At 63.0% G+C, this 26,537-nt stretch carries 26 protein-coding genes; 12 read left to right on the top strand and 14 right to left on the bottom strand.

Features of this window, described 5'->3' with window-relative positions; genetic code table 11:
* Positions 1-163: 163 nt before the first annotated feature.
* Both ROE7235_RS00725 and ROE7235_RS00730 read right to left on the bottom strand, forming a co-directional pair.
* Positions 164-2,398 (bottom strand): M10 family metallopeptidase, encoded by a 2,235-nt coding sequence (locus tag ROE7235_RS00725; RefSeq protein WP_121092734.1) that lies wholly within the window; start codon positions 2,396-2,398, stop codon positions 164-166.
* A gap of 28 nt (positions 2,399-2,426) precedes the next feature.
* Positions 2,427-2,810, bottom strand: coding sequence for a hypothetical protein (locus tag ROE7235_RS00730; RefSeq protein ID WP_147434144.1), 384 nt, complete (start codon positions 2,808-2,810; stop codon positions 2,427-2,429).
* A gap of 360 nt (positions 2,811-3,170) precedes the next feature.
* Between ROE7235_RS00730 and ROE7235_RS00740 the strand changes: the two genes are divergently transcribed.
* The 4 genes from ROE7235_RS00740 (at position 3,171) to ROE7235_RS00755 (ending at position 8,102) form a co-directional block, all read left to right on the top strand.
* Positions 3,171-4,976 carry a type I secretion system permease/ATPase gene (locus ROE7235_RS00740; protein ID WP_245963840.1) on the top strand — a complete coding sequence of 602 codons (1,806 nt, stop codon included), beginning with the start codon at positions 3,171-3,173 and terminating at the stop codon, positions 4,974-4,976.
* The gene (locus tag ROE7235_RS00745; RefSeq protein WP_121092737.1) at positions 4,973-6,289 is read left to right on the top strand and encodes an HlyD family type I secretion periplasmic adaptor subunit; all 1,317 of its coding nucleotides are present in this window, start codon (positions 4,973-4,975) and stop codon (positions 6,287-6,289) included. Before ROE7235_RS00740 ends, ROE7235_RS00745 begins: the two co-directional genes overlap by 4 nt.
* 104 nt (positions 6,290-6,393) lie before the next feature.
* Positions 6,394-7,536, top strand: coding sequence for an aminodeoxychorismate synthase component I (locus ROE7235_RS00750; RefSeq protein ID WP_121092738.1), 1,143 nt, complete (start codon positions 6,394-6,396; stop codon positions 7,534-7,536).
* On the top strand, positions 7,494-8,102 hold the full coding sequence (locus ROE7235_RS00755) for an aminotransferase class IV (protein ID WP_245963841.1): 609 nt from the start codon (positions 7,494-7,496) through the stop codon (positions 8,100-8,102). Before ROE7235_RS00750 ends, ROE7235_RS00755 begins: the two co-directional genes overlap by 43 nt.
* Here the strand turns inward: ROE7235_RS00755 and ROE7235_RS00760 are convergent.
* The 5 genes from ROE7235_RS00760 to rbfA form a co-directional block, all read right to left on the bottom strand.
* On the bottom strand, positions 8,092-9,192 hold the full coding sequence (locus ROE7235_RS00760) for an amidohydrolase (protein WP_121092740.1): 1,101 nt from the start codon (positions 9,190-9,192) through the stop codon (positions 8,092-8,094). The genes ROE7235_RS00755 and ROE7235_RS00760 overlap by 11 nt on opposite strands.
* Before the next feature lie 41 nt (positions 9,193-9,233).
* Positions 9,234-9,740, bottom strand: a complete 507-nt coding sequence (locus ROE7235_RS00765; protein ID WP_121092741.1) for a DUF1643 domain-containing protein — start codon at positions 9,738-9,740, stop codon at positions 9,234-9,236.
* Between the two features lie 168 nt (positions 9,741-9,908).
* Positions 9,909-10,817: a tRNA pseudouridine(55) synthase TruB gene (gene truB / locus ROE7235_RS00770; RefSeq protein WP_121092742.1), complete on the bottom strand. Its 909-nt coding sequence runs from the start codon at positions 10,815-10,817 to the stop codon at positions 9,909-9,911.
* Positions 10,818-10,851: 34 nt separating this feature from the next.
* Positions 10,852-11,598 (bottom strand): phosphodiester glycosidase family protein, encoded by a 747-nt coding sequence (locus ROE7235_RS00775; RefSeq protein WP_121092743.1) that lies wholly within the window; start codon positions 11,596-11,598, stop codon positions 10,852-10,854.
* Positions 11,582-12,004 carry a 30S ribosome-binding factor RbfA gene (gene rbfA / locus ROE7235_RS00780; RefSeq protein ID WP_121092744.1) on the bottom strand — a complete coding sequence of 141 codons (423 nt, stop codon included), beginning with the start codon at positions 12,002-12,004 and terminating at the stop codon, positions 11,582-11,584. Before rbfA ends, ROE7235_RS00775 begins: the two co-directional genes overlap by 17 nt.
* Positions 12,005-12,107: 103 nt before the next feature.
* Between rbfA and dapB the strand changes: the two genes are divergently transcribed.
* The 5 genes from dapB (at position 12,108) to ROE7235_RS00805 (ending at position 17,415) form a co-directional block, all read left to right on the top strand.
* The gene (dapB, locus tag ROE7235_RS00785; protein WP_121092745.1) at positions 12,108-12,917 is read left to right on the top strand and encodes a 4-hydroxy-tetrahydrodipicolinate reductase; all 810 of its coding nucleotides are present in this window, start codon (positions 12,108-12,110) and stop codon (positions 12,915-12,917) included.
* A gap of 66 nt (positions 12,918-12,983) precedes the next feature.
* Entirely contained in the window at positions 12,984-13,343 is a 360-nt protein-coding gene (locus tag ROE7235_RS00790) for a dihydrodipicolinate reductase (protein WP_121092746.1), read from the top strand.
* A 61-nt stretch (positions 13,344-13,404) separates the two neighbouring features.
* A complete protein-coding gene (locus ROE7235_RS00795) occupies positions 13,405-14,757 on the top strand; it encodes an MFS transporter (protein WP_121092747.1) in 1,353 nt (450 codons plus the stop codon).
* Positions 14,742-15,626, top strand: coding sequence for a penicillin-insensitive murein endopeptidase (gene mepA, locus ROE7235_RS00800; RefSeq protein WP_121092748.1), 885 nt, complete (start codon positions 14,742-14,744; stop codon positions 15,624-15,626). The genes ROE7235_RS00795 and mepA overlap by 16 nt, the downstream gene beginning before the upstream one ends.
* 139 nt (positions 15,627-15,765) lie before the next feature.
* On the top strand, positions 15,766-17,415 hold the full coding sequence (locus tag ROE7235_RS00805; RefSeq protein ID WP_121092749.1) for a bifunctional metallophosphatase/5'-nucleotidase: 1,650 nt from the start codon (positions 15,766-15,768) through the stop codon (positions 17,413-17,415).
* A gap of 136 nt (positions 17,416-17,551) precedes the next feature.
* Here ROE7235_RS00805 and ROE7235_RS00810 read toward each other — a convergent pair whose 3' ends face one another.
* A complete protein-coding gene (locus ROE7235_RS00810) occupies positions 17,552-18,010 on the bottom strand; it encodes an Lrp/AsnC family transcriptional regulator (RefSeq protein ID WP_121092750.1) in 459 nt (152 codons plus the stop codon).
* Between the two features lie 135 nt (positions 18,011-18,145).
* On the opposite strand from ROE7235_RS00810, the gene ald reads away from it, so the two are divergent.
* Positions 18,146-19,267, top strand: a complete 1,122-nt coding sequence (ald, locus tag ROE7235_RS00815) for an alanine dehydrogenase (protein ID WP_121092751.1) — start codon at positions 18,146-18,148, stop codon at positions 19,265-19,267.
* On the opposite strand, the gene ROE7235_RS00820 is transcribed toward ald, so the two are convergent.
* Entirely contained in the window at positions 19,264-19,860 is a 597-nt protein-coding gene (locus tag ROE7235_RS00820; RefSeq protein ID WP_121092752.1) for a thymidine kinase, read from the bottom strand. The genes ald and ROE7235_RS00820 overlap by 4 nt on opposite strands.
* 88 nt (positions 19,861-19,948) lie before the next feature.
* Between ROE7235_RS00820 and ROE7235_RS00825 the strand changes: the two genes are divergently transcribed.
* Positions 19,949-20,269 (top strand): arsenate reductase family protein, encoded by a 321-nt coding sequence (locus ROE7235_RS00825; RefSeq protein ID WP_245963842.1) that lies wholly within the window; start codon positions 19,949-19,951, stop codon positions 20,267-20,269.
* A gap of 49 nt (positions 20,270-20,318) precedes the next feature.
* Here the strand turns inward: ROE7235_RS00825 and ROE7235_RS00830 are convergent, their stop codons facing one another.
* The gene (locus ROE7235_RS00830) at positions 20,319-20,525 is read right to left on the bottom strand and encodes a cold-shock protein (RefSeq protein WP_121092754.1); all 207 of its coding nucleotides are present in this window, start codon (positions 20,523-20,525) and stop codon (positions 20,319-20,321) included.
* Positions 20,526-21,011: 486 nt separating this feature from the next.
* On the opposite strand from ROE7235_RS00830, the gene ROE7235_RS00835 reads away from it, so the two are divergent.
* Positions 21,012-22,295: a DEAD/DEAH box helicase gene (locus tag ROE7235_RS00835; protein ID WP_370743408.1), complete on the top strand. Its 1,284-nt coding sequence runs from the start codon at positions 21,012-21,014 to the stop codon at positions 22,293-22,295.
* A gap of 42 nt (positions 22,296-22,337) precedes the next feature.
* On the opposite strand, the gene ROE7235_RS00840 is transcribed toward ROE7235_RS00835, so the two are convergent.
* From ROE7235_RS00840 to ROE7235_RS00855, 4 genes are read right to left on the bottom strand one after another with little or no spacing between them, the layout of a single operon-like run.
* Entirely contained in the window at positions 22,338-22,898 is a 561-nt protein-coding gene (locus ROE7235_RS00840) for a sarcosine oxidase subunit gamma (protein WP_121092755.1), read from the bottom strand.
* A complete protein-coding gene (locus ROE7235_RS00845; protein ID WP_121092756.1) occupies positions 22,891-25,905 on the bottom strand; it encodes a sarcosine oxidase subunit alpha family protein in 3,015 nt (1,004 codons plus the stop codon). The genes ROE7235_RS00840 and ROE7235_RS00845 overlap by 8 nt, the downstream gene beginning before the upstream one ends.
* Entirely contained in the window at positions 25,902-26,225 is a 324-nt protein-coding gene (locus ROE7235_RS00850; RefSeq protein WP_121092757.1) for a sarcosine oxidase subunit delta, read from the bottom strand. Before ROE7235_RS00850 ends, ROE7235_RS00845 begins: the two co-directional genes overlap by 4 nt.
* 36 nt (positions 26,226-26,261) lie before the next feature.
* Positions 26,262-26,450, bottom strand: a complete 189-nt coding sequence (locus ROE7235_RS00855; RefSeq protein ID WP_147434145.1) for a hypothetical protein — start codon at positions 26,448-26,450, stop codon at positions 26,262-26,264.
* Positions 26,451-26,537: the final 87 nt, after the last annotated feature.

The raw sequence follows: 26,537 nt of genomic DNA on the forward strand, positions 1-26,537 counted from the left end.
CTGTGTCTTCGGCAGATGGATGGCGCAACAGAAGTGCGCGACCCCGCCAGTCACGGTTTGCGCAAGCATCTCATGGCGTTTTTCGCTAGACCGCGGATGGCAAAAGCCCGGCCAGACAGGCCGGGCTTGGTAGTCGACAAAAACTGGCGCGCGGTTGTTGCGGTCAGACCAAGTCTATGTAGTTTGCCATTTGCGTGGTGTTCGTGATCCCTTGTAGTGTCACGATGTCGCCGCCGCCGAAATCGAGCACAAGATCGCCACCGATCACGTTCCCATAGGTCGAAATCACCTGTGATCCGGTCAAGAAGCCACCGCCCCAAAGGTCGGCATCCAGCCGAAGCCGATCGTTTTCGGAAAAGTCGAAATCCTCGACCAACATTTGTTCGTGGCGGTCTTCGAACACGAATGTGTCGGCCCCATCGTACCCGCGCACAGTGTCGTCCCCGGTTCCGCCGCGTATCGTGTCATTGCCAAGGTTCCCGCCGATATTGTCGTCACCGGCGTCGCCCCAGATATTGTCATTGTCGATGCTGCCGTAAATTTCATCGTCGCCGCCGTAGCCATAGATAGTGGTCTCGCCCAGGTAGATGCCGCCATAGATGGTGTCGTTGCCTGCACCGCCAAGGATCTCGTCCTCGCCGCCACCGCCGCCGATGCGGTCGCCTTCATCCGAGGCGCGCAGAGTGTCATCGCCGCCCATCCCCCACAGCGCGTTGAACCCGGTGGAAAGCCCATCATCGGCATTGATCTCATCGTCGCCGCCGCCGCCATACATGGTGTCGTTGCCGGTCCCGCCATATATCAGGTCTTCGTTTGCACCGCCGCCGATGATGTCATTGCCCGCGTCGCCATACAGCGTGTCATCGCCCGCGCCGCCCCACAAGCGGTCGTCATTCTCGCCGCCTCTGATGCTATCAAACCCGTCTTGTCCGCGAATGGTGTCATTGCCGGCGTCGCCGAGAAGCGTATCACCACCATCGCCACCGAGGATGGAATCGAACCCGCCGCCGCCATTCACGCTGTCAGTGCCGTCTCCACTGGATATGCTATTGCCAGCATAATTGCCTTGAATCGTATCATTGCCGGACCCGGTGAGCAGATCCTCGATCAGGGTATCCCGCGCGATCGCAAGGTTGCCGGTCAGCCCGCCGACATCCGAAAAAGTCTCTGCGCCCATGTTAATATTCGCGCCACTCGTCAGATATGACATGTCCAGCGTGTCATGCCCGCCCGTGTCTGCGATGGTCAGGGCCATGCCGCCGCCGCCATAGATCGACGTGCTGCTCTCGCCCGCGATCTCTGCGAACACTGCCCCGATATAGCCGCCAAGGTTGGAATTGGCGCCCCAGGTGGTGTTGCCTGCGGTGACGGTGCTTTCCCCGTACATCCCGTGCACGGCAAGGATATCCGCCATCATCGGTGTCAGAAGTCGCGCGTAAGAGGCGTTGACGGACGTGTTATCGAGTTGGTCGAAATACGACATGATGGACACTTGCCAACTGTCGTTCAAATAGGTCTCGTCCACGCCGTAGGTGGCCGCACCGTTGTAACCGCCTTGATGACCCAGCCCGAGCGCATGCCCAATCTCGTGCACATAGGTCTGGAAGGAATAGCTGTCGATCGTGGTGCCATAGCTGTCGAGCCAGCCTGTCGAGACGTTTACATCCACCGAAAGTATGTTTCCGCCGCTGGTTGTGCTGGACGCGTAGGCGCCGGAATCGTTGTCGTCGAAGGTGATGTCGGCAGACCCGTTTACTTGTACGAACTCCAGGTCGGCCATCAGTTCCCACGCTTCCATCGCCCAGAGCGCAAGTTGCTGACCATCGGCCGTGAGTCCGCTGATATCCACGGTGATCTGATTGCTTGAACTTGTGTCAAAGCTGCGGGCCGAGCGGCCCGTGTCGTTCCAGTAGCCATCTGTCAGGTATGTTGCCAGCTCGTCCAGCGTGCCCGCCGGTGCCGGTTGTGTCTGCGTCAGCGACAATTCATAGGTGCCGGAATAGCTGTCCTGAAAGCTGCCGACACTGACGTAGTAGGTTCCTGATGTCGTGGCACTGAACCCGATCGCGGAATCCAAGCTACCTGAGTCATCGTTTTGCGCAATCAGGTTGCCGTGGCCATCGTAAAGGCGCAGGTAGGAATCGTACAACGTCCCGCCGCCGCCCGAGGCGCCCGATACCGCCATAATGTAGTTTTCACCGGCCTCCAGCGTGACAGCGACCCAGTCGCGATCGCCTGCAGTCCACAGCGCACCAGAGAACACATCCCCCGCCCCAATCGTATAGGGTGTTGCACCGTTGGCCGGCGCATCCACACCTTCGAAAATGGTCGCAAAATCGCTCCCGCCCGGGTGACGGGTCGGTTCAAACGTTCCGGTTCCAGCGCAAATCTGACACATATCTCAATCCCTTGGGCAAGTTAGCCGTTCAATTCTGTTGGGTGCTCTCGTCGCGCGAGAGAACAGTGATTATTGCGGTATCGGCGCGCAACAGATTTTCAGCGTAGCGGTCATACATCCGCTGGGTCAGGTTGGCATCCATCACCCCAAGTTCCACGCTGGGGCCCTGCTGCCAAGCGCCGTCCGCCCCCGATTTCCAGTCGATATGGGCGGCAATCCAGTGCTCGCCGCGCCCGTCAACGGTCAGGGCCATGCCCAGATCCGCGGGTTGATCAAGCGATTCTGTGACCGTGTCGACCAACCGCACATCAAACCGACCACCGGATAATTTGCCGATGGCCGAGATCATGGCGCGGCAAAGCTCTGGCGGGGCGCTTGCGCACGCCAAAGATACGACTGGGGAGGGTGCCATGCGGGCCTGCGTTGTTGCGGTTCCGAAAACAAATAGTGCGACGACGCCGATAACCGTGGCGATTGCTGCGTTCAGCACTGCAAGTGGGCGTCGTGACGCCCAAAAAGCACAGTTTGCTGAGCTGCCGTCAGTTTGAAACATTGCAAACCAATCCGCCGATGTCGTAAATCAACCGACTTGGATGATGCCACGCCTTGCATATCCGTTCAAGGCTTTAACATGTCTTTGGCACGGCCCGTTTAGTCTGTTGGACGGCTTGATTCGACGGCGAATTGACAACGCGGTGTCGATGTATTCCAGTCCAACCCATGCCGCGTCATGGGGCAGGGCCTTTGACTTTTGATCGGATTTGGAAAGAGCGTGCGCATTGCTGACCCGACACCTGCTGCAACGGCGCAGGCCCAGCTTGGGCTAGACGGCACATGGCGGCTGTTCGTCGCGGTCGGGCTTGTCAGCATATTCACCAATCTTCTGATGCTGACCGGCCCGCTCTTCATGTTGCAGGTCTATGACCGCGTGCTGTCCAGCCAGTCAGAAGCGACGCTGGTTGTCTTGTTCGGGCTTGTGGCGTTTTTATACCTGATATTCGGGGTGTTGGATCATGCCCGCGCGCGGATCGCGGCGCGGGCTGGCGCGCAATATCAACTGCGTCTGGATGGTCCTGTGTTTCGCGCGGCGCTGTCGGGCGCAGTGGCGCGGGGGGCGTCGCGGCACTTGCCGGTGCGCGCTACACAGGATGTGGCTGTGCTACAGCAAGTCACCTCCAGCCCCGTATTCATGGCGTTGTTCGATTTTCCATGGGTGCCGCTGTTTATCGGCGTGATCGCCCTTTTGCATCCTGTGCTGGGCCTGTTCGCGGGTCTGGCGGCGCTGGGGTTGGCGGCGATCAGTTTTGTCAACATGCTGCGCAGCCGGCACCGGCAGGACCGGATTTTTGCGACCCAGCAAAAGGCCGAGGCCCTTGGCCGCCAGATCAGTGCCGAGGCGGCGCAGATGCGCGCCCTGGGCATGCAGGGAACGGCGCTGGACCGTTGGGCGGGACTGCGGCGCACAGCGCTCCGCGAGGCCGTGTCGGGCAACGATGCAAGCGGAGGTTTCAGCGCCTCGGCCCGTGCGATCCGGTTGTTTCTGCAATCGGCCATGCTGGCGCTTGGCGCTTGGCTTGTGCTGCGCTCGGAACTCTCGCCCGGCGGTATGATCGCGGCGTCTATCATTCTGGGCCGTGCGCTCGCGCCGCTTGATCAGGTTATCGCGGGCTGGCCGCAAGTGCAGGCTGCGCGTGCTGCCCGGGGGCGGTTGCGCACCTTGATGGCCGCCCATCCGGAAGAGCGCCCACGCACCCAGTTGCCTGCGCCCAAAGGGCTGTTGGCGGTCAAGTCGCTTGCGTTGCGTATTCCCGACGCAAGCGGACGCGCGGGAGTGGTGTTGCGTGATGTGTCTTTCACAGTGCGCCCGGGTCAGGCTTTGGGCGTGATCGGGGATTCCGGCTCTGGAAAATCCAGCCTGGCGGAAGCGTTGGTCGGCATATGGCCGACCGCCGCGGGTGAAATCCGTCTCGATGGGGCGTTGCTGGACCAGTATGATCCCGAACAATTGGGCCGCGTTCTTGGGTATCTACCGCAGAAAGTGTCGCTGTTCGCGGGCAGTCTGCGCGACAACATCGCGCGGCTTGACCCCGATGCGACCGATGCCCGGATTGTCGCTGCGGCACAGGCCGCGGGCGCGCATGAGGTGATCCTTGCGCAGCCAGAAGGATATGACACCATTATCGACTCGGAAGGCGGCGGGCTGTCCGGCGGGCAGGTGCAGCGCGTTGCTTTGGCGCGCGCGTTCTACGGCGACCCTGCGCTGCTGGTGCTGGACGAGCCAAACTCGGATCTGGATGACGCCGGCTCGCGTGCGCTGAACCAGGCGATCCGGACAGCCAAGGCCCGCGGGGCCGCCGTGATTATCATGACGCACCGGCCCAGTGCGATCGTGGAATGCGACCTTGTCTTGCGGCTGAAGGCTGGAAAGGCGGTTGCCTTTGGCCCAACGGAAGACGTGTTGCGCAAGACCACCCGCAACAGCGGGGCCATTCTTGGCCAGAAACCGCCACCCGCTGCCCCCGCTGGCAAGCCGCGTGCTGCGTTCCCGTGGGACACAACCGACAAGGATGGCACATGAGCGGGCAACAAGACATCTTCTCGCCACGTCGCCACCTGTTCCTTGCGGCGCTCACGCTTGGGGTGCTGGTCTTCGGCTTCGGCGCTTGGGCTGGGCTTAGCCGGATTTCCGGCGCGATCATCGCGGTCGGACAGCTGGAGGTGGAGCAGAACCGTCAGATCGTTCAGCATCCAGAGGGTGGTGTCGTTTCCGAGATCAACATTGTCGAAGGCGCGCGGGTCGCGGCGGGCGAGGTTATGCTGCGGCTGGACGGCACGCGTCTGCAATCCGAACTGAACGTCGTCGAAAACAGGCTGTTCGAATTGCTGGCCCGCCGTGCTCGGCTGGAAGCCGAGCGTGACAATGCCGACACCATACCCGTTCCACCGGAACTGGTGCAGGCGCGGCAAGACCGCCCGGACCTTGTGGCGCAGATTGACGCGCAGATGGAAGGCCAGCGCCGCTTGCTGGCGGCGCGGCGCGAAACCAAAGCGGGCGTCATCGCGCAGCTTGAACAGCGCCGTGCCCAGATCGACACGCAGGTCGAAGGCATTTCGGCGCAAATTGCCGCGACTGACCGGCAAATCGCACTGGTGGCCGAAGAACGCACCACGCAGGCTGACCTGCTGGAACGTGGCTTGGCGCAAGCCGCGCGCGTGCTTTCGCTTGACCGAGAGGCGGCACGCCTGACCGGCGCACGCGGCGCGCTGTTGTCCGAACGCGCCTCTGCCGCTGAACGCCGTGCCGAAATCGGCCAGCAAATTCTGTCGCTTGGCGCGCAAAACCGCGAAGAGGCGCAGACCGAACTGCGCGATATTTCCGCGACCGAGCTGGAACTGGTGGAGCGCCGCCGCGCCCTTCAGGAACAGATCGCCCGGCTGGACATTCGTGCCCCCGTGGCGGGTGTTGTCTACGGGCTACAAGTGACGACCCCGCGCGCCGTTTTGCGCCCTGCCGACCCGGCGCTCTTTGTGGTGCCGCAAGATCGCCCGCTGGTCATATCAGCGCGGGTCAATCCGGCCGATATTGATCAGGTCAGCACCGGTCAGGAAGCGGTCGTCATGTTCAGCGGTCTTAACCTGCGCGATCTGCCGCAGCTTGGCGCGCGCGTCACCAAGGTGTCGGCAGATGCCTTTACCGACTCCGCCTTGGCCCAAAGCTTTTACCGTATCGAGCTGGAACTGCTGGATGAAAGCCGCACGCTACTGGGTGAGCAGACGCTTTTGCCGGGAATGCCGGTGGAGGTGTTTTTGCAAACTGGTGATCGCTCTCCGCTGCAATACCTGACCGAACCGTTTCTGGCCTACTTCTCGCGAGCGTTGCGCGAAGGGTAGGCGATGGCGCAAATCCGCCCTGATGCGACCGTTTCGGACATGGTCAGGGCCGGGTTTGCAGTGTATCGCCAAGGTCAGGATCACTCTGCGACGCAAAGGCTGCCATGCCCCCTGTCATCGCTCTTGACCACGGCCCCGGTGGCCGCGCTGCGCTGTTCACGCGCCCCAGCGCGGTGTTGCTGGCGTGGACGCGGGCAGAGGTGGCCGATGTGCTGGACCGCGCCGAAGCTGCGCGCCGCGCGGGCCAATGGGTTGCGGGCTACATCGCCTATGAGGCCGGCTATGCGTTTGAACCGCGCCTAAGCGGTATAACCCATCACGACCCACGCGCCCCCCTTGTGGCGCTGGGTGTCTTTGACGCGCCAGGTCCCGCTGCGCCCTTTCTGGAGCAGGCCGATGCGCAGTCCTCCAGTCTGTCGCCCATCCTGCCGCGCATCACACGCGGCGACTACGCGCAGTCCTTTTCGCGGCTCATGGACTACATCGCGGCGGGCGATTGTTATCAGGCCAACCTGACCTTTCCGCTCGCCGCGCAGCTTGTGTCGGGCAGCGCGGCGGGGCTCTATGGGGCCCTGCGCGCGCGGCAATCGGTCGGGTTCGGGGCCTATCTGGACCTTGGGGCGGGGCCGGTTGTGCTGTCATGCAGCCCGGAATTGTTCTTCACTTTGCAAGATGGCGTGGTGGAAAGCCGCCCGATGAAGGGCACCGCCCCGCGCGGTGCGACGCCCGATGCCGACCGCGCGCTGCGCGACGGGCTGGCGACCAGCGAAAAGGTGCAGGCCGAAAACCTGATGATCGTGGACCTGTTGCGCAACGACATTGCCCGCATTTCCGAAGTGGGGTCTGTCAAGGTGCCCGAGCTGTTCGAAATTGACAGTTTTGCCACCGTCCACCAGATGAGCAGCCGCATTCGCGGGCGGTTGCGGGCCAATCTTGGCCTGACAGAGATCATGGCCGCGCTCTTCCCGTGCGGCTCTGTGACCGGCGCGCCGAAAATCCGTGCGATGCAGATCATCGCTGAACTGGAACGCACGCCGCGCTCTGTCTATTGCGGTGCGATCGGCTGGGCCGGGCCGGATGGCGATCAGGCGTGGTCCGTTGCCATCCGAACCCTGCGTCTGTTCGAGGGGGGCGCGATCGAGGGCAATGTCGGCGGCGGTATCGTGCAAGACAGCACAGAGGCCGGAGAATGGGAGGAAGCCTTGTGGAAAACCCGCTTCGCCACGGGCCTGCGCCGCGCGGCTTGACGCTGATAGAGACCGGCTACTGGGACGGGCGCGCATTGCGGCACGAAAGGTTGCACCGCGCGCGGTTGCAGGCTGGCGCGGATGCCTTGGGTTGGTCGGCCCCGGAGTTCACCTTTTCCGGCCCTGCCAGCCCTGCGCGACTGCGGTTGACCTTGGATGCAACCGGCGCAATTGCGCAAGACAGCCATCCGCTACCACCCTCTTTGACGGAATGGCGTGTTGGATTGGCTGCGGCGCGGCTGGCCTCGAACGACCCGTGGTTGCGCGTGAAATCAAGCCAGCGCGCGACCTATGATGCCGCCCGCGCCGCCTTGCCCGACGGGCTGGACGAGATGATTTTCCGCAACGAACGTGACGAAGTGTGCGACGGCACCATCACCACCGTCTTTTTCGACCGTGGCGACGGGATGCGCACGCCACCGCTGTCAAGCGGGCTATTGCCCGGCGTGCTGCGTGCTGCGCTCGGTTGTCCCGAAGAGGTGCTTTTGGCCCGTGACCTGCCGCTTGTTCGCCTGTGGCTGGGCAATTCCCTGCGCGGCCTAAGCCCTGCGCGGTTTATCCCATAACCTGCGCCAATATAGCCCCGAACATTGCCACGCCCGGGGCGATCAGCGCATCGGGGAAATCGTAGGCGGGGTCATGCAGGGCAGGGTGTGTTTCGCCCGCGCCAAGGAAGAACAGGGCGCATTTTGCATGGGCGCTGAATGCGCCGAAATCCTCCGACGGGCGCATCGGGAATGTGTAGGCCGCGTGTTCAATCCCAAGGCTGGCGCGCGCGGCATTGACATGCGCCGCCGCAATCGGGTCATTCACGGTCGCGTTGAAATGGTCGTGGCGGGTAATCTGTACGGATAGCCCGCCTGCATGCGTGTCGAGCCAGCTTTGCAAATCCGTTTCCAGCCGCGCAAGGCCTGCGTCGCTGTTGCTGCGCAAGGTCACATTGGCCACTGCCTGACCCGGTGCAATGCCGAAGGCGGGCGCACCCATCGACAGATGGCACAGCGTTGCCATAGCCGCGTCGGGGCAATGCGGCAGGGCGGCCAAATGGTCTACCAGACGGGCCAGAAACGGTGCGGGCGAGTTGCCGGTTTCGGGGAAGGCCGCATGCGCCTCTCGCCCCGCAATCGCGATCCGCCAGCCTACAGACGCGCAACTGGCAGGCCCCGCAGCAACCGCCACAGCGCCAAGCGGCAAGCCGGGCATGTTGTGCAGCGCAAACGCATAGTCGGGGCGCAGCGCGGTAAACGCGGGGTCGGCCAACACCGCGCGCGCGCCCGCGCCGGTCTCCTCGGCGGGTTGGAACAGCAGCATCATGCGCCCGCGCTGTGGCCGTTTGCCTGCAAGCCCTGTCAGGATCGCCATATGCCCGTCATGCCCGCACAGATGCGCAACGCCGGGGCGGTCAGATGCGTGCGCCACGCCAGACGCCTCTGTGATCGGCAGCGCGTCCAGCTCTGCGCGAAACATCACCGTGGGGCCGGGTTGGCCGCTGTCGTAAACGGCGGCCACGCCGTGGCCACCCAAGCCCGTCACCAACCGGTCGGGCGCAGTGCCGCGCAGCGCGTCTGCGATAATCCGGGCGGTGCCCCCTTCTTGTCCCGACGGGTCGGGCTGGCGGTGCAGCGCTTGGCGCAAGGCTGACAGGTCAAGGCTCATAGGTCTTGAATCGGGCAAAACCGCCGGTTTGTCCAGCCGGGTCAGACCCACGCCACAGGCTGCACGGCGTAGCCGATATAGAGCGGGTGTTTCGGGTGGCCAGCCTTGCTCAGGCCAAGATGGAACAGGTCCACCCCCGTGGCGCGCAACATGGCCGCGACGCGCGCGCCCCGATCAAGGTGCGCCCCGTGCGTGCCCCACGCGCAGATCACGCGGTCGGCCCATGGCACGCTGTCCATGATTGCCCCGTCATTGTCGGGGCCAACCGGATCGGCGGCGGCGCGCATGACCCTTGGGTCGGTCGCGCGATAGGCGAATATGTTGCAGACGCGGAACCCGCCGAACCCCAAGGCCCGCGCACGGCGTTCGCAGCGCTCTACCGTTGGGTCGTTTTGGACCTCTGTCGCGGTCGAGGGGTTGAGCATGATAAAAAGCGCGCGGCCCTGTGCCGGTGCCCATTCGCGGGTCAGCAGATAGCGATAGCGTTCGCAATCTGAATAGACCGCGACCGACGGGGCATCGCCCTTTATGTGGCAGCGCGTAATCATACGCTCGCGATACGCGAACACCGCGTCGCGGTCCAGATGACGATCACGCCTTGGGTGACGCTTTTTGCAGCCCCAAGCATGCGGACAAGACACTCCAGCACGAGCATGGGCCGCAAATTGCGGTGCCGACGGTTCCAAGGTGGTGCGTGGCGCGCGCGCTCCGCCTGCTCAGGATACGACGAAAACGCGCGACGGGTGCAACTCGCCTGCCTTGTATCGCCCGACCGCCACGGCGTGCCCGTCAAGGCTAGCCCAAGCCTCTGCGCCGTAGTCAACGCCCGACGCCAGCACCATGCCCGGATTTCCATTGCGCAGCCGCGCGGCCCCCTCTGGTGTTGCGGGCAGTTCGGGCAGGTCGGCCAGCCCCAGTTCCAGCGGGCGGATATGACTGTCCAACTCTGGACTATGGGCCATGGCGTCTATCTGCTCCATGCTCAGCCCTTCGGACGCGTCGAACGGTCCCGACCATTCGCGCCGCAGCCACGCGACATGACCAAGGCAGCCCAATGCCGCGCCCAGATCGCGCGCGATGGAGCGCACATAGCCACCCTTGCCGCAGACCATTTCCAGATCGACATGATCGGGATCAGGGCGGGCAAGCATGTCCAGTTTTTCCACCCAGAGCGCGCGCGCGGCGAGGTCCATTTCCTCGCCCGCCCGCGCAATGTCATAGGCGCGCTCGCCCTCGACCTTGACGGCGGAAAACTGCGGCGGGACTTGCGCGATGTCACCACGAAAGGCGCCAAGCGCGGCGGCAATCTCGTCATCCGACGGGCGCAGGTCAGAGCTGTCGAGCACTGTCCCCTCGGCATCATCCGTTGTCGTAGACTGGCCCAGACGCACGCGGAACCGGTAGCATTTCAGCGCATCGGTAATGTAGGGCACGGTTTTTGTCGCCTCGCCCAACGCCACCGCCAGCAGACCTGTCGCCGCAGGGTCCAGCGTGCCCGCATGACCTGCTTTTTGCGCCTGCAATGCCCAGCGGACCTTGTTCACGACCGAGGTAGAGGTCACGCCCGCCGGTTTGTCCACCAGCAGCCAACCCGAAATGGCGCGACCCTTGCGCTTGCGTCCCATGCAACCCTCGTGAATTCTGTTCAAGCCGGTGCAGCTACTGGCTGGCCGTGTCCGCGTCAACAACCTTGCCGATGATCGGCCCAAGTGGCAGGCCCCAATCCGACCGGCCAAGCTCAGGGGCGTATAACCGCGATACCCGTCCGTCTATATACAAGGCTTGTGGTAGCCCCAGACCATCGCGAAAGAAGCGTGCGAATTCCCAAAGGTTCACAGCGCTGTCGGATATCACGAAAACCGCGCGCTGCCCATCAGCCGACACTCCCACCCCATTGCGAATGAGCCGCGAGTCGGACCCTTCCAAAAAGCGCGGATGATAAGCCCCGTCGATCACCAGCATCGGTCCGGATTGCGTGGCATGCCGGCATGCCGGCTGTGCCACGGCAAAGGCACGGCTCTCGATGATGGTCAGTCGGGTGTTTTCTATGCAGAACACACCGTTGGGGAGCAGCCCGAAATTGCCCGGCCCATCCGACAAGATCAGGCGCGCTTGTTCGTCCCCACCCTCGATATAAAGGCCCACGGGCGCGCGGTCGGGATGATACATCCCGCCGTTCATGGCAAATGAAAGGGTCTTGTCCTTTTCGGACAGCGCGTCGTCTACGGCGGTGAAGCTGCCATAGGTCTGGCCGTCGTCGCCGCGCAGGAACAAGCGTAGATCATCTCCCGCCTGTGCCTCGCATATGGTGAAGCGCTGGTCCAGATAGTCGGTGCGGCTGCACTCGGCCTGCGCGGGCAACGCCCATAGCAAGGCTGCGGCGACAGCGCTAACTATCCGTGCCATCGGGGTCGGTTCCGCTGACGAGGTCGCGCTGGACCGTTTCGTCATTCAGCAAGCGGCGCGTTTCGTCCATCCGGTCGAAGGTTTCGTCCAGTTTGAACCGCAAATCGGGCGCGTATTTCAGTGTCATCTCACGGCTGACAAGATGGCGCAGTTCCGCCTTGTTGCGGCGCAGCGCCGCCAGTGCCGTGCCCTGTTCACGCCCGGCCAAGGGCATGACATAGGCCGTCGCGATCTTCAGGTCGGGCGATGCCCGCACCTCGCTGACCGTGATCGGAATACGGTTCAGGTCCGGGTCATGAACATCGCCGCGGGTTAGCACATCGGCCAATGTGCGGCGCAGCAATTCGCCCACCCGCAACTGGCGTTGCGACGGACCGGAGGTGGTGGGGAAGCGACGGTTTGACATAAGCTTTATCTAGGCCAAATGCCTTCCCCGCGCAACGAGGCTTTGCCAATTCGGCGGCATTTGGCTATGTCGCGTGCAAACTTGTGCAAGGAAAGGACAGGCCATGCGAAACATCGCGGTATTCGGCGTATCGGGGCGCATGGGGCAAATGCTGGTGCGCGAGATCGACGCGCATCCGAAAGCCACATTGTCGGCTGCAGTCGACCGTCCGGGCCATGGCTGGATCGGGCAGGATCTGGGACAGGTGATGGGTGTTGCCGCGCGCGGGCTGACCGTTACCGACGACATCGGTGCCGCATTGGCGGCCAGCGATGTCATCATCGACTTCACGGCGCCCGCTGCAACCTTGGCACTGGCAGAGCGTGCCGCCGACTCGGGTGTGGGCCATGTTATCGGAACAACCGGATTCGACGATGACGACATCGCCGCGCTGGCAAAGATCGGTGCGCATGGGCATATCGTGCGCGCCGGCAATATGAGCCTTGGAGTCAACCTGTTGGTCACGCTGGCGCGTCAGGTCGCAGGTGCACTTGGCGAGGATTACGATATCGAGATCATCGAGGCCCACCACCGCCACAAGGTCGACGCGCCCTCCGGCACCGCGCTGATGCTGGGCGAGGCCGTCGCCGAAGGGCGCGGCGTTGTGCTGGCCGATATGGCCGACAGGGCGCGCGACGGGATAACCGGTGCGCGCCGCGATGGCGCGATCGGCTTCCACGCAATCCGTGGCGGTGATTTCATCGGAGAACATGATGTGGTCTTTGCCGGTCCCGGCGAACGCGTGACGCTACGCCATGTGGCGTCAGACCGGGCGCTGTTCGCGCGCGGCGCGCTGCGGGCCGCATTGTGGCTGGAGGGGCGCGAACCCGGCGAGTATTCCATGCTCGATGTGCTGGGCTTGAGCGCCGGTTAGGTTTTTTGAAACCAATCTCGGGTCTGCTGCGTATCAGCGTTAGGACACCAGAAAGAGGTTGCCATAATGAAGTTCGCGATTGCACTTACCACCGCCATGATAGCCGCCGCCCCTGCGCTGGCCGATTTCCAGCCGGTCCGAGAGGAAGGGAATTTCCGGTCCCTCGTTGAAGGGCGCGAGCTGACGCGTTTCGGCATCCGGTTGCAGGTGCTGCCGCAAGGCGAAATCCGTGGCCGGGGCTTTGGCATGCAGGTCGGCGGTCGTTGGGAATGGCGCAACGGCTATTTTTGCCGGACGTTGGAATTCGGCGGATCAGGCGACGGGTATAACTGCCAGCTGGTCCTGCGCGACGGGGCCACATTGCGTTTCGTCTCTGACCAAGGACAAGGCGACTCGGCTGACTTGCGGTTGCGCAATCCCGGCTAATCGCTTGTCAGACGGCGCGCGCGGTGGCTAAGTGGCGGCAAGCTTTCGCGAAAGGTCCGCCATGAACACGCCGCGCAAACAGATATGGGGCTGGTGGGCCTTTGACTGGGCCAACCAACCCTATAACACACTGCTTCTGACTTTCATTTTCGCACCCTATTTCGCGTCCGCCGTGGCTCCGGATCCGGTGACGGGGCAGGCGCTTTGGGGCTGGATGCTGGCGCTGTCGGGCTTGCTGATTGCGGTGACGGCGCCTGTCATGGGGGCGATTGCCGACAGTTCCGGAAACCGCCGCTCGTGGCTGTTGCTGTGGTCCGCGCTCTATGCGCTTGGCGCGGGGGCGCTCTGGCTGGCTGTGCCCGACGCCGATACGGGCACGATCTGGCTGGTGCTTCTGGCCTTCGCTATCGGGCTTGTAGGGCTGGAATTCGGCATTGTTTTTACAAACGCCACTTTGCCGGATCTGGGCAGCCGTGACGATCTGGGCCAGATTTCAGGCACCGGCTGGGCGCTGGGCTATGTCGGCGGGCTTGTGTCCTTGGTCCTCATGCTGCTGTTTCTGGCTGAAAACGACCAAGGCGTCACGTTGATTGGCCTGTCCCCCGCGCTGGGTCTGGACCCGGTGGCGCGCGAAGGCACGCGTTTTGTCGGGCCGTTCACCGCGCTCTGGTATCTTGTTTTTGTCATCCCCTTCTTCCTGTGGGTGCCGATCAAATCGGCCACTTCGCGCGCGCGCGGTGCGGTGCGCAAGGGTCTGGTCGAATTGGGCGCAAACCTGCGCGCCCTGCCCAAACGGCGCAGCCTGTTCGCCTATCTGGGGGCGTCGCTGCTCTACCGTGATGCGCTCAACGGCATTTACGCCTTTGGCGGGATATATGCGGCGGGCGTGCTGGGTTGGTCCATCGTCCAAATCGGCGTGTTCGGCATACTGGCCGCCGCCGTGGGCGCGCTCGCGTGTTGGCTGGCGGGCAAGCTGGATTCGCGCTTTGGTCCGAAACCTGTCGTCATCGGCTGCGTTGCCCTGTTGATGGCGGTCTGTGTCATCATCGTCGGGACCGACCGGACAATGGCGCTGTTCATACCCGTAGCCGAGGGGTCAAACCTGCCAGACATCACCTTCTACATCTGCGGTGCGCTGATTGGCGCGGGCGGCGGCAGCCTGCAATCCGCGTCGCGCACCATGATGGTGCGACAGGCCGACCCCGCCCGCATGACCGAAGGCTTCGGGCTTTACGCGCTGTCGGGCAAGGCGCTGGCCTTTCTGGCACCCGCGCTGGTGGCGCTGGTCACAACCCTGACCGACAGCCAGCGCATGGGCGTCGCCCCGCTGATTGTGCTTTTCATGGCGGGGCTGGTCCTGCTAGCCTGGGTGGACCCAGAGGGAGAGCCGGAGTTCCGATGCGCGCCATCCTGATCCTGACCCTTGCCGTGCTGTTTTCGGCACCGGCCACCGCGCAACAGCGCGCGAACCAGCTATTCGGGGCGCATGCATATGGCTCGCTACAATCGCCAGAGCCGATTGGCAGCTATTCCAAGGGCTGTGCCTCGGGGCTGGTGCGTTTGCCCGAAACCGGGCCGACATGGCAGGCAATGCGCTTGTCACGCAACCGCAACTGGGGCGATCCCAGCTTGATGGAGTTCGTGCAGGACCTTAGCCGCGAAGCGACGCGCCACGGTTGGGCGGGGCTGTATATCGGCGATATCAGTCAGCCGCGCGGCGGGCCAATGACCTCGGGGCATCGAAGCCACCAGATCGGGCTGGACGTGGATATCTGGATGCTGCCGCCCAAACGGCTGGATCTCAGCGTTGGTGAACGCGAAAGCCTCAGCTCCATTTCTGTGCGGACCAATGACCAGCTCCGTGTGAACAGCAACTGGACGCGGTCCCATTACAACATCATGCGCGCCGCCGCCAGCGACCCGCGCGTTGACCGGATTTTTGTCGCCGCCGCCGTAAAGTTGGAAATGTGCAAGACCGCGCGCAGCGCCGATACGCGCTGGCTTCAGAAAATCCGCCCGGCCGGTGGGCATAATTACCATTTTCATGTGCGGATGAAATGCCCGCGCGGTGCGCGCAATTGCGAAGCCCAGACCCCGACGGTGGGGGAACTGTCCAACGGCGGAAACGGCTGCGATGACACATTGCAATGGTGGGTGACGGATTACCTGAATCCGCCTCCGCGCGACCCGAATGCGCCCCCGCCCGAACCGCGCCGTCACCCGCGTGACTATACGATGGCAGATTTACCGCGTGCATGTCAGGCAGTTCTTGCTTCGCAGTAGCGTCACCGTGCCAAAGCTATTGCCAAGGAACAGTTCGCAGGTAAGCTGAACGTGCACAGGTGTCATCAAGCCGTCACAGAAGCTTGGCACGCCATGTTTTGTCTGCCGCCCTCGCGCGGCCACCAACGGGGATGCGACCATGACCAAGACCGACTCTCATCTGAACCGGCGCGGATTTCTCAGCCTTGCGGGCGCCACACTGGCGATCACCGGCGCAGGCAGCTTCACGCTGCGCAGTGCGCAGGCGCAGGCCGGTTTTTCTATCACGGTTCTGCATATCAACGACATGCACAGCCGCATCAGCGAAATCAGCAGCTACAACTCCACCTGTTCGGATGATGATTCGGCGGAAGGCAATTGTTTCGGCGGCTCCGCCCGTCTGGCCACCGCAATTCGCGAGCGCCGCGCCGCGCATGAAGATGAAGGGCGCCCCGTGCTGACGCTGGACGCCGGCGACCAAAGCCAGGGCACGTTGTATTACACTACGTATGGCGGCAAAGCCGAAGTGCAGATGATGAACGCCATCGGGTTCGACGCGATGGGCGTCGGCAATCACGAGTTCAACCGTGGCCCCGAAAGTCTTGCCGAAATGATCGCGACCGCAGATTTCCCGGTCGTCTCCGGCAATATCCGTGTGGCAGAGGGCAGCCCGCTTGCGGGGCATATCCAGCCGCGCGTGGTGGTTGAAAAAGACGGCGAACGCATCGGTATCCTTGGCGTGACCACGCCCGAAACCGTGATCCTGTCGTCGCCCGGCCCCGATGTCAGCTTCGATGACGAAATCGAGTTTCTGCAAGGCGCGGTCGCCGAAATGCAAGCTGACGGGATCACAATAATTCTGGTGCTCAGTCATGTCGGCTACAATCGCGACCGCGAAATCGCCGCCGCTGTGGACGGTATTTCGGCCATCATCGGCGGGCACAGCCACACCCGTATGTCCAACACCGAAGAGGGTGCGGTCGACTATGCCACGCTGGTCGAAAGCCCATCGGGCCGCGCGGTGCCCATCGTGCAGGCGTTTGCGTTCTCGCGCTATCTGGGCGAACTGCAACTGGATTTTGCCGATGATGGTGCCGTTGTGTCTGCTAGCGGCGACACGGTGCTGCTCGACGCCAGCTTCGCCCCGGCCGAAGATATCGAGGCGCTGATGGCCCCCTTGGCAGAGCCCATCGAGCGGCTGATTAGGGCGCCCGTCGCCGAACTCGCCGCGCCGATCGACGGCAGCCGTGAAAACTGCCGCGCCCGCGAATGCGAGATGGGCAATACCGTAACCGACGCCATGCTGGCAGAGGTCGCGGATCAGGGCATCACCATCGCACTCGCCAATGGTGGCGGCTTGCGCGCCTCTATCGGGTCGGGCACGGCCACGCTTGGCGATGTGCTGACGGTGCTGCCCTTCCAGAACACGCTTTACACGCTGGAAATCCCTGGCGCGGCACTGGTCGCGGCGCTGGAACACGGTGTCAACGATATCGAAAACGGCGCTGGGCGTTTCCCGCAGGTCGCCGGCCTGCGCTTCAAGCTTGACGCCTCTGTCGCGCCGGGTGCCGGTCGGGTGTCGGACGTTGAGGTCCGCGCAGACGACGCGTGGGCCCCGATCGACCCTGCGGCCATGTATGGCCTTGTCACCAACAACTTCATGGCCGGAGGTGGCGATGGCTACGGCATGCTGCGCGATCAGGGTGTGAATGGCTACGACACAGCGATCGATCTTGCCGAAGTGCTCGCGCGGCATCTGTCTGCGAACGAACCATTTGCCCCGCAAATAGAGGGTCGGATCGTTCAGTAAACGATCCAACGCACCAGCAAGGGCGCGACCGGCAATCCCCTAGCGCCCTTTCCCCTTCATCCTTGCAAAAATATCCTGGGGGAGTCCTGCCTCGGAACGGGGCAGGGCGGGGGCAAAGCCCCCCCTGCGAAGGGGCTCAGATATCGACCGCAGTGGTCTGCACAACGCGGCGCAGGGCGAAAGATGATTGCATCTGCGTCACACCGGGCAGGCGGCTCAGGTAGCGGCGATGGATGCGTGCAAAATCCTCTGTGTCGATCGCGATGATCTTCAACAGATAATCGGCGCTGCCTGCCATCAGATGGCATTCCAGCACATCGGGCACGCGCGCGACTTCGCGCTCGAACCGGTCGAGAAGATCATCGCTTTGCCCAGAAAGCGTGATCTCCACAAACACCGTGGTCGGGCGACCGATGCGTTTCATATCCAGCAGGGCGACATAATCCGCGATGATCCCGTCGGATTCCAGCCGTTGCACCCGCCGGTGGCAGGCTGAAGGCGATAGGTTCACAAGGTCCGCCAGCTCAGCATTTGTCACGCGGCCTTGGCGTTGCAAAACCCGCAAGATGCGGCGATCCGTGTCGTCTAGCTGCATTGCAGCGCAATCCTGTTCTGACAAATGTCACAAAAATCGAAGAGTATTCGTCAAATAAACCCATTCCGCGAATATTCGCAAATTAATTTCGTATCAATGCGGGCAGTCTTTCACCATGAAACAAGGAGGCTTGCCATGCGTGTCGGATGTCCCACGGAAATAAAACCCCAGGAATTTCGCGTCGGTCTGACCCCGGCTGCTGCAAAGGAACTGGTGCTTGCCGGTCACGAGGTGATTGTGCAGACGGGTGCTGGCACGGGGGCAGGGTTTGCCGATCAGGACTATACAAGCGCTGGTGCAGCGTTGCTTGATAACGCGGAAGATATCTTTGCCAGCGCCGATATGGTTGTAAAAGTGAAAGAACCGCAGGCGTCAGAGCGCAAAATGCTGCGGGCAGGGCAGGTTTTGTTCACCTATCTGCATCTGGCCCCGGACCCCGTCCAAACCCGCGATCTGCTGGCAAGCGGCGTCACCGCGATTGCGTATGAAACCGTTACCGACCGCGCCGGAGGGCTGCCACTGCTTGCGCCCATGTCAGAGGTCGCCGGTCGTCTGGCGCCGCAGATGGGCGCATGGACCCTGCAAAAAGCCAATGGCGGGCGCGGCGTGCTGATGGGCGGTGTGCCCGGTGTTGGTCCGGCCAATGTTGTCGTCATCGGTGGTGGTGTGGTTGGCACCCATGCCGCGCGCATTGCGGCGGGCATGGGCGCTGATGTGACCGTGCTGGACCTGTCGCTGCCGCGCCTGCGTTATCTGGACGATGTTTTCGGCGATAGGTTCCGCACGGGTTATGCCAGTGCGGCCCGCACCGCCGAGTTGGTCGCGCAGGCCGATATGGTCATCGGCGCGGTGCTGGTTCCGGGGGCGGCAGCACCCAAACTGCTCAACCGGGCGCAACTTGCGACCATGAAGCCCGGCGCGGCACTGGTCGATGTGGCTATTGACCAAGGGGGCTGTTTCGAGACATCGCGGGCCACGACGCATGCCGATCCGATCTACGAAGTGGACGGGATCATGCACTACTGCGTGGCCAATATGCCCGGTGCGGTTGCGCGCACATCGACGATTGCGCTGGGCAATGCGACCATGCCGTTCATGTTGGCGCTGGCGAACAAGGGCTGGCGGCAAGCATGCATGGATGATCCGCATCTGCTGGCCGGTTTGAACACGCATGCAGGGCAGTTGACCTATCCGGCGGTGGGCGAAGCCTTGGGGCTTGCAGCGATCAAGCCCGAAACGGCCTTGAAAGCCGCCTAGTCCGTCTGCGCGGGGTGGTCGCCCATCGCCTCGCGCCAGTGGCGGCGGCAGAGCGCAACATAGGTTTCATTGCCGCCGATCTGGACCTGCGCGCCATCGCGCAGGGCCGCACCATCCGCGTCCATGCGCACCACCATGGTCGCCTTTTTGCCGCAGTGGCAGATCGTGCGCACCTCGCGCATTTCATCGGCCAGCGCCAGAAGCGTGGCAGAGCCGGGGAACAATTCGCCGCGAAAATCCACGCGCAGACCGTAGCACATGATGGGCACCCGCAGGTCATCGACCGCGCGGGCCAGTTGCCAGACCTGTTTGGGGGTCAGGAATTGCGCCTCGTCAATGAATACGCATGCCATCGGGCCTTGGGCCAGCCGGTCTGCCAGCCGCAAGAACAGATCGTCGGTTTCGTCGAATGTATCCGCCTCTGCCCCGATCCCGATGCGCGACGCGATGCGTCCGTGCCCCGCGCGACCGTCCAGTCGGGCTGTCAGCAGGTAAGGCACCATACCGCGCTCGCGGTAGTTATGCGCGGCTTGCAGCAGGATCGTGGATTTGCCCGCGTTCATGGTCGAGAAGTGGAAATATAGCTTTGCCATGCACTGGCTTTAGCCCGTTCCGCTCGGTCCGAAAAGCCCCTTGCGAGCGCGGGCGCGCACAGGCATCTTGCCATAAATGGAGGTAGCTATGACCCGAACCATCCTTGGCCTGAAAACCTGCGACACCTGCCGCAAAGCGGTCAAGGCGTTGCCGGACGCCACGTTCCGTGACATTCGTGCAGAGCCGTTGACCGCCGAAGAACGCGCGACCCTGATCGCGCGGTTCGGGGATGCGGTGATAAATCGGGCCTCTACCACTTGGCGGGGCTTGTCAGATGCCGACAAGGCGCAAGATGCAGCGACCTTGCTAGCCAACCATCCGACACTGATGAAGCGTCCGGCCATTCGCGACGGCGATAGCTGGTATCTGGGTTGGAAAGCCGACACGCAAAAGGCGTTGGGCTTGTAGCCTGCGCGCTGCCAGCCCGCCGGCAGCGCCCCTGTTTGTCCGGGTGGCGCTACAGCAACTGCAAGTCGCTGGCGGATTCGCGCCCGTCGCGCCCTGCTCGCAGCTCGTATCCTACCTTTTGGTCATCGGCGAGGCCGGTCAGCCCTGCACGCTCTACCGCAGAGATATGCACGAAGATATCCTTGCCGCCGTCATCGGGGGCGATGAACCCGTAACCCTTGGTCGTGTTGAACCATTTCACTGTGCCGGTTGGCATACAGCTTCTCCTCGTTCTGTCGTATCCCAAGACGGGATTGCCTTGGGGCGTTCAGCCAGGTCTTCCAGTTTTCGGCTGTCGCAGACGCACGGGGCCGTTGTAGAAACTCTGTCTTCACCCGAAAATGGTGCCACAGCCGCGAAAAAAGGCAAGGATTTCGTTGAAACGGGCGGATTTTGCAGCCCATTCCGCCGTTTTCACACGCATTTTTCGAACGGTTCCGCGCGCGCTTAACATGTTCTGATTCGAGTTCTATTCGCATCAATATGGGAAATACCTTGACTTTTCGCGCTTCGGCGCGCATCTGCATCCCAACCGCAAACGTGCCGCGTGAGCACTGACAAGGTTTGCGACAGGGGCGTGCTGCCCCAAAAACAGCTTCCCGACATCACGCGTGGGGGGCGGCGTCCATGTTTGGCGCCCCCAACCGTCCCCAAGAAAATGGGGCATTTTTGGCTGCGTTCGCGTGCCATGAGAGGACTTATCTTGACTGATTTCACCATGTTCGGCCTGCGCCCCCTTTTGACCGCAGGGTTGGAAGCCCAAGGGCTGGACAAGCCGACCCCGATCCAGGCCCGCGCCATCCCGCTGGTCATGCAGGGCCGTGACCTGCTGGGGCTGGCGCAAACCGGCACCGGCAAAACCTTGGCCTTTGGCCTGCCCATCCTGCACGAAGTGCTGGGTGCGGGCCGTCCCAATCCTAAAACAACGCAGGCGCTAATCCTTGCGCCCACGCGCGAGTTGGTGAACCAGATTGCCGCGACGCTGGACGCATTTGCGCGCAAATCGCCTGTGAAGGTGATGCGCGTTGTCGGTGGCGCGGGGATCAACCCGCAGATTCAGAAATTGGCCAAGGGGACCGATATTCTGGTCGCCACCCCCGGTCGTTTGTTGGACCTGCTGGACCGCCGCGCGCTGACGCTGGCGGAAACCCGCATGCTGGTGCTGGACGAAGCTGATCAGATGCTCGACCTTGGGTTCATTCACGCGCTGCGCAAGATTGCGGCGCTGCTGCCGCGCGAGCGCCAGACGCTGATGTTCTCGGCCACAATGTCGAAGCAGATGAACGAGATCGCTGCTGCCTATCTGGATCGCCCCGAGCGGATCGAGGTCTCAGCCCCCGGCAAGCCCGCCGACAAGGTCACGCAAGCCGTGCATTTCGTGTCGCAGGGTGACAAGGCCAAGCTGTTGGCCAGCTACCTTGAGAAACACACCGATGACTTGGCGCTGGTGTTTTCCCGCACCAAGCACGGTGCGGAAAAGCTGATGAAGCTGCTGAACACATGGGGCCTGTCCGCAGGGTCCATCCACGGCAACAAAAGCCAAGGCCAGCGTGAGCGCACCTTGGCTGCCTTCCGTGCTGGTGAAATCAAGGTGCTGGTCGCGACCGATGTTGCGGCGCGCGGCATCGACATTCCCGATATGGGCCATGTTTATAACTACGACCTGCCGGAAGTGCCGGAAAACTACGTCCACCGCATTGGCCGCACCGCGCGGGCAGGGGCCTCTGGCCGCGCGCTTGCATTTTGCGCCCCGGCCGAGATGGAAGATCTGCGCGCCATCGAAAAGCTGATGAAGTTCAGCATGAAGGTCGAAGGTGGCGTGCCGTGGTCCGCCGATCTGGCCGGGCCTGCACGGGCCGAGCAGCGCAAGCGCGGGCAACCGCAACAGCGCCGCAAGCCGCAAGGCGCAGGCGGCGCGAGGGGCGACAAGCCGAAGGCCAAGGCGCCGGGTGCTGGCGGCGGTCAGAAGCGCCGTCGCTTCGGATAAGTAAAAAGGCGCGAGGGGAAACCTCGCGCCTTTTTCGTTTCGTCAAGCGTATAGTTTCGGTTCCGATCCCGGTTGCGCGGCCCGTGACAGCAGATCGAACATGTATTGCGCGACCGAGCGGAAGCAGACCAGCGTCATCTCGCCTTCGCCCGACACCCAGATCGCGGCGGCCACCTGTGCCGCCCGCGTGCGGCGAATGTCGCCTGTTGTCATCGCGCCGAAATCCACCGGGCAAAGCTTGGCCAGCGCATCGCCTGCCTGCGCACCGGTCACGGTAAACACGGCCCGCGCATCCGAGACATTGGCGACAGTAGCGAATTGACCCGAAAGCGCTGTTGCGAGGGACGCAGTCAAGGCAGGCGCGTCGGCATAGTCGCACAGGATCAACAGCTCATCGGGCGACATCCAGGCAACGGCCTTGGCCCCCGCTTGCTCCACCCGGCGCTGTGCCGGGATCGCGCAGCCTGTCGCGTCCTTCACCGCCCCGGCCAAGCCTGCCAGATCGCCGCGCACGGTGATCATGCCGCGCAAGCCCGCTTCCGCGACGGTGACAAAGCCCTCATATGCTGCGCCGGGCAGAGCGCTTTGTGCCAGTTCAGACATTTTGCTTTGCCCCTTCCTTGTCATACAGAACCGGGTCGACAATCCGCACCTTGATGCGGGCATCCCCCGTGCCTGCGAATTCCAGAACCTCGCCCATGCGGTCCGGCCCGTAGCGCACCAGCCCCATGGCAATGCCGCGCTTCAAGGTGGCGGAATAATAGGTCGAAGTCACACGCCCTTCGGTTTCCGCCTGCTTATTGGCGGTCTTGCCGCCCGTCACGGCCAAAGCGCCATGTGGCAGAACAGAGCCGTCCAGTGTTTCCAGACCAACCAACTTCCAGCGGTCGGGGTGGATCATGGCCTCGCGCTCCATCCCGCGTTTACCGAGGAAATCGTCCTTCTTCTTGCTGATCGCCCAGTTCAGGTTCAGGTCCTGCGGGATGACCGTGCCATCGGTTTCATCGCCAATCATGATGAACCCCTTCTCGGCGCGCAGAATGTGCAGGGCTTCGGTGCCGTAGGGCATGACGCCCAGATCAGCCCCTTCGGCCAACAGTTTGTCCCAGAAGGCGCGGCCTTGACCTGCGGGCACGGCAACTTCGAAGCTCAACTCACCCGAGAAGCTGATGCGGAACACACGCGCGTCGAACCCGCCCAGTTTGCCCTCAGACCATTCCATGAATTTCAGCGTATCGGCGCTCACATCCATTCCGCCAAAGCGTTCCAGAAGTTGCCGCGCTTTCGGCCCAACCACGGCGATTTGCGCGAATTGCTCTGTCAGGTTGACGGTGTGAACCTTCCAGTCCCACCATTCGCATTGCAGCCAGTCTTCCATCCAGCCATGCACATGGTCCGCGCCGCCCGACGTGGTGTGTACCAAGAACGCATCGTCAGACAGCCGCGCCACGACACCGTCATCCATCAGGAAGCCGTTTTCGTTGCACATCAGCCCGTAGCGGCATTTGCCGGGTTTCAGATTGCTCATCATGTTGGTGTAGAACATGTCCATGAACCGCCCCGCATCCGGCCCTTGGACAAGGATCTTGCCAAGGGTGGACGCATCCAGCAGGCCGGTATTTGTGCGCGCGTTGGCCACTTCGCGATTGACAGATGCGTGCCGGTCCTCGCCCGCGCGCAGGTAGGTATAGGGCCTGCGCCATTGGCCGACGGGTTCCGGGTCGGAGCCGTTGCTGTCGTGCCAGTCCTGAATGGGCGAGCGGCGCAGCGGTTGAAAGGTGCTGCCCGTCGCCTCGCCCGCGATCGCGCCGATGGAAATGGGCGTGTAGGGCGGGCGGAAGGTGGTCGTACCGGTGGCCGGAATGGGCTGACCCAATGCGTCTGATAGGATGGCTAGGCCGTTGATATTGCTCAGCTTGCCTTGGTCTGTTGCCATGCCAAGAGTGGTATAGCGCTTGGTGTGTTCAACGCTCTGATACCCCTCACGCGCCGCCAATTGCACGTCGGCCACTTTCACGTCGTTCTGGAAATCGAGCCACATCTTCATGCGCAACTCGTATTCCGCGTTGCGCGGCATCATCCAGACGGCGTCCATCGGGGCCATGTCGGGGGCGCTGTCGGCTGATGGGGCGGTGGCATTGCCCGTGGCCCCGGTGGCACGGGCGGCGGCCAGAGCGGCCTCATGCGCACTGCTCAGCACTGCGCCCATATCGCCATTGGCGGACCCGCACACCGTTACGAAGCCCGCGCCATCTGTGCCTAAGGGCGGGCGGGCGGCATCGGGGCGGAAGAAATGGTTGGCTTCGTCCCAGAGCAGCTTGCCGCCGCAATGCGACCAAAGATGCACGACCGGCGACCAGCCGCCGGACATGGCGACCGCGTCGCAGTCGAATTTTTCCGTGAACGCGGTGCCCTTGCTGTCGATGCGGCAAATCTCGACGCTTGTCACCTGCTTGCTGCCCTTGACCTTGCGGATACCCTTGCCGGTCAGCACGGTGATCCCGGCCGCGCGGGCCTCTGCCACCAGCGGGCCGTTGGCCTCTGCGCGGGCATCGACCACGGCGGGGACACCAACGCCCGCGCGCCGTAGCGCGATAGCCGTGCGGTAGGCGTCGTCGTTATTCGTGACAACGACCACGGATTGCCCCGGCGCGACGGCGTAATTCACGACATAATCGCGCACAGCACTGGCCAGCATCACGCCCGGCAGGTCATTGCCCGCAAACGACAAAGGCCGTTCAATCGCGCCCGTGGCCGTCACGATCTGGCCCGCGCGCATCCGCCATAGCCGGTGGCGGGGGGCATCGGTGCCGGGGGCGTGGTCCGACACGCGCTCATAGCCGAGCACATAGCCGTGGTCATGCACGCCCGCGCCCATGCAGCGCAGCCGTAGATGGACGTTGTCCATGCTTTCCAGCTTGGCAACGGTCGCTTTTACCCAAGCATCCGCATCCTGCCCGTCAATGGTCACGCCATCCACCGGCGCGCGGCCGCCCCAATGCACGGTCTGCTCCCAAAGCGCCACGCGGGCACCGGCCTCTGCCGCCGAAAGCGCCGCTTGCAGACCCGCAATGCCGCCACCAATGACCAGCACATCGCAAAACGCATAAAGCTGCTCATAGCGGTCGGGGTCGCGGGCATCATGCGCGGGGGCTTTGCCAAGGCCCGCCGATTTGCGGATGATCGGTTCATACACATGCTTCCAGAACGCGCGCGGGCGCAGGAAGGTTTTGTAATAGAACCCCGCCGTCAGAAATTGCGGAACAAGGCTGTTCACCGCCAGCAGGTCGTATTCAAGGCTGGGCCAATGGTTCTGCGTCTCGGCACTTAGCCCGTCGAAAACCTCGGTCGTGGTCACGCGCTGGTTCGGCTCATACCGATCACCCTTGCCCAGCCCGACAAGCGCGTTGGGTTCCTCGGCCCCGCTGGCCACCACACCGCGCGGGCGGTGGTATTTGAACGACCGGCCAAGCAAAGTCTGGCCATTGGCTAGCAGGCTCGCGGCCAAAGTCTCGCCCGCAAAGCCTGTCATATGCTTGCCGTTGAAGGTGAATTTCACATCGCGGGCGCGGTCGATCAATCGGCCGCCGGTGGCAAGACGATGGCTCATGCGAACCCCTCCCAGTCTGGACGTTTTGCCTTGATGGCTGCGACAATTTCGGCAGGCGGTTCAAGCGTTTGGGCGGGGTAGGTGCCGAAAACTTCCAGCGTCATGGTGCAGCGCGCGGCCAGAAACCACTTGCCGCAGCCATAGGCATGCCGCCAGCGTTCGAAATGCACGCCGCGCGGGTTCTTGCGGTTGAACATGTAGCTGTCGAACTCGGCATCCGAGGAACCGGGGCCGGAGCGCTTCAGATGCGCTTCACCACCGGGAGCGAATTCGGTTTCTTCGGCGGTAACACCGCAACACGGGCATGTCAGCAGTAGCATGGCGCGCCTTTCATGCGGCGCGCGGGCAAGCGCGCCTTATTCGACAGGGATGGAATAGGCTTGCGGGGCGCTGGACGCATGGCTGTCCGACAACCCGCCGATCCGAGGGGCGAGCACAAGACCCGCGACCAGAAGCGGAATGAGAATGCCAAAGGCAAGGCCGCCCACGCGCTGCGGGTTGCGCAGGATGGCATCGGCAAATCGGGTAATGAATGTGAAACGCATGGTACTGTCCTCTGTTCCGTCGGGAACATATGTAAGGACGGATGCGGCCATGTCACCCCCAACCCGGTGGAATTGCGCGGAAAATGG

The organism is Roseinatronobacter ekhonensis (assembly GCF_900499075.1).
Classification (GTDB): domain Bacteria; phylum Pseudomonadota; class Alphaproteobacteria; order Rhodobacterales; family Rhodobacteraceae; genus Roseinatronobacter; species Roseinatronobacter ekhonensis.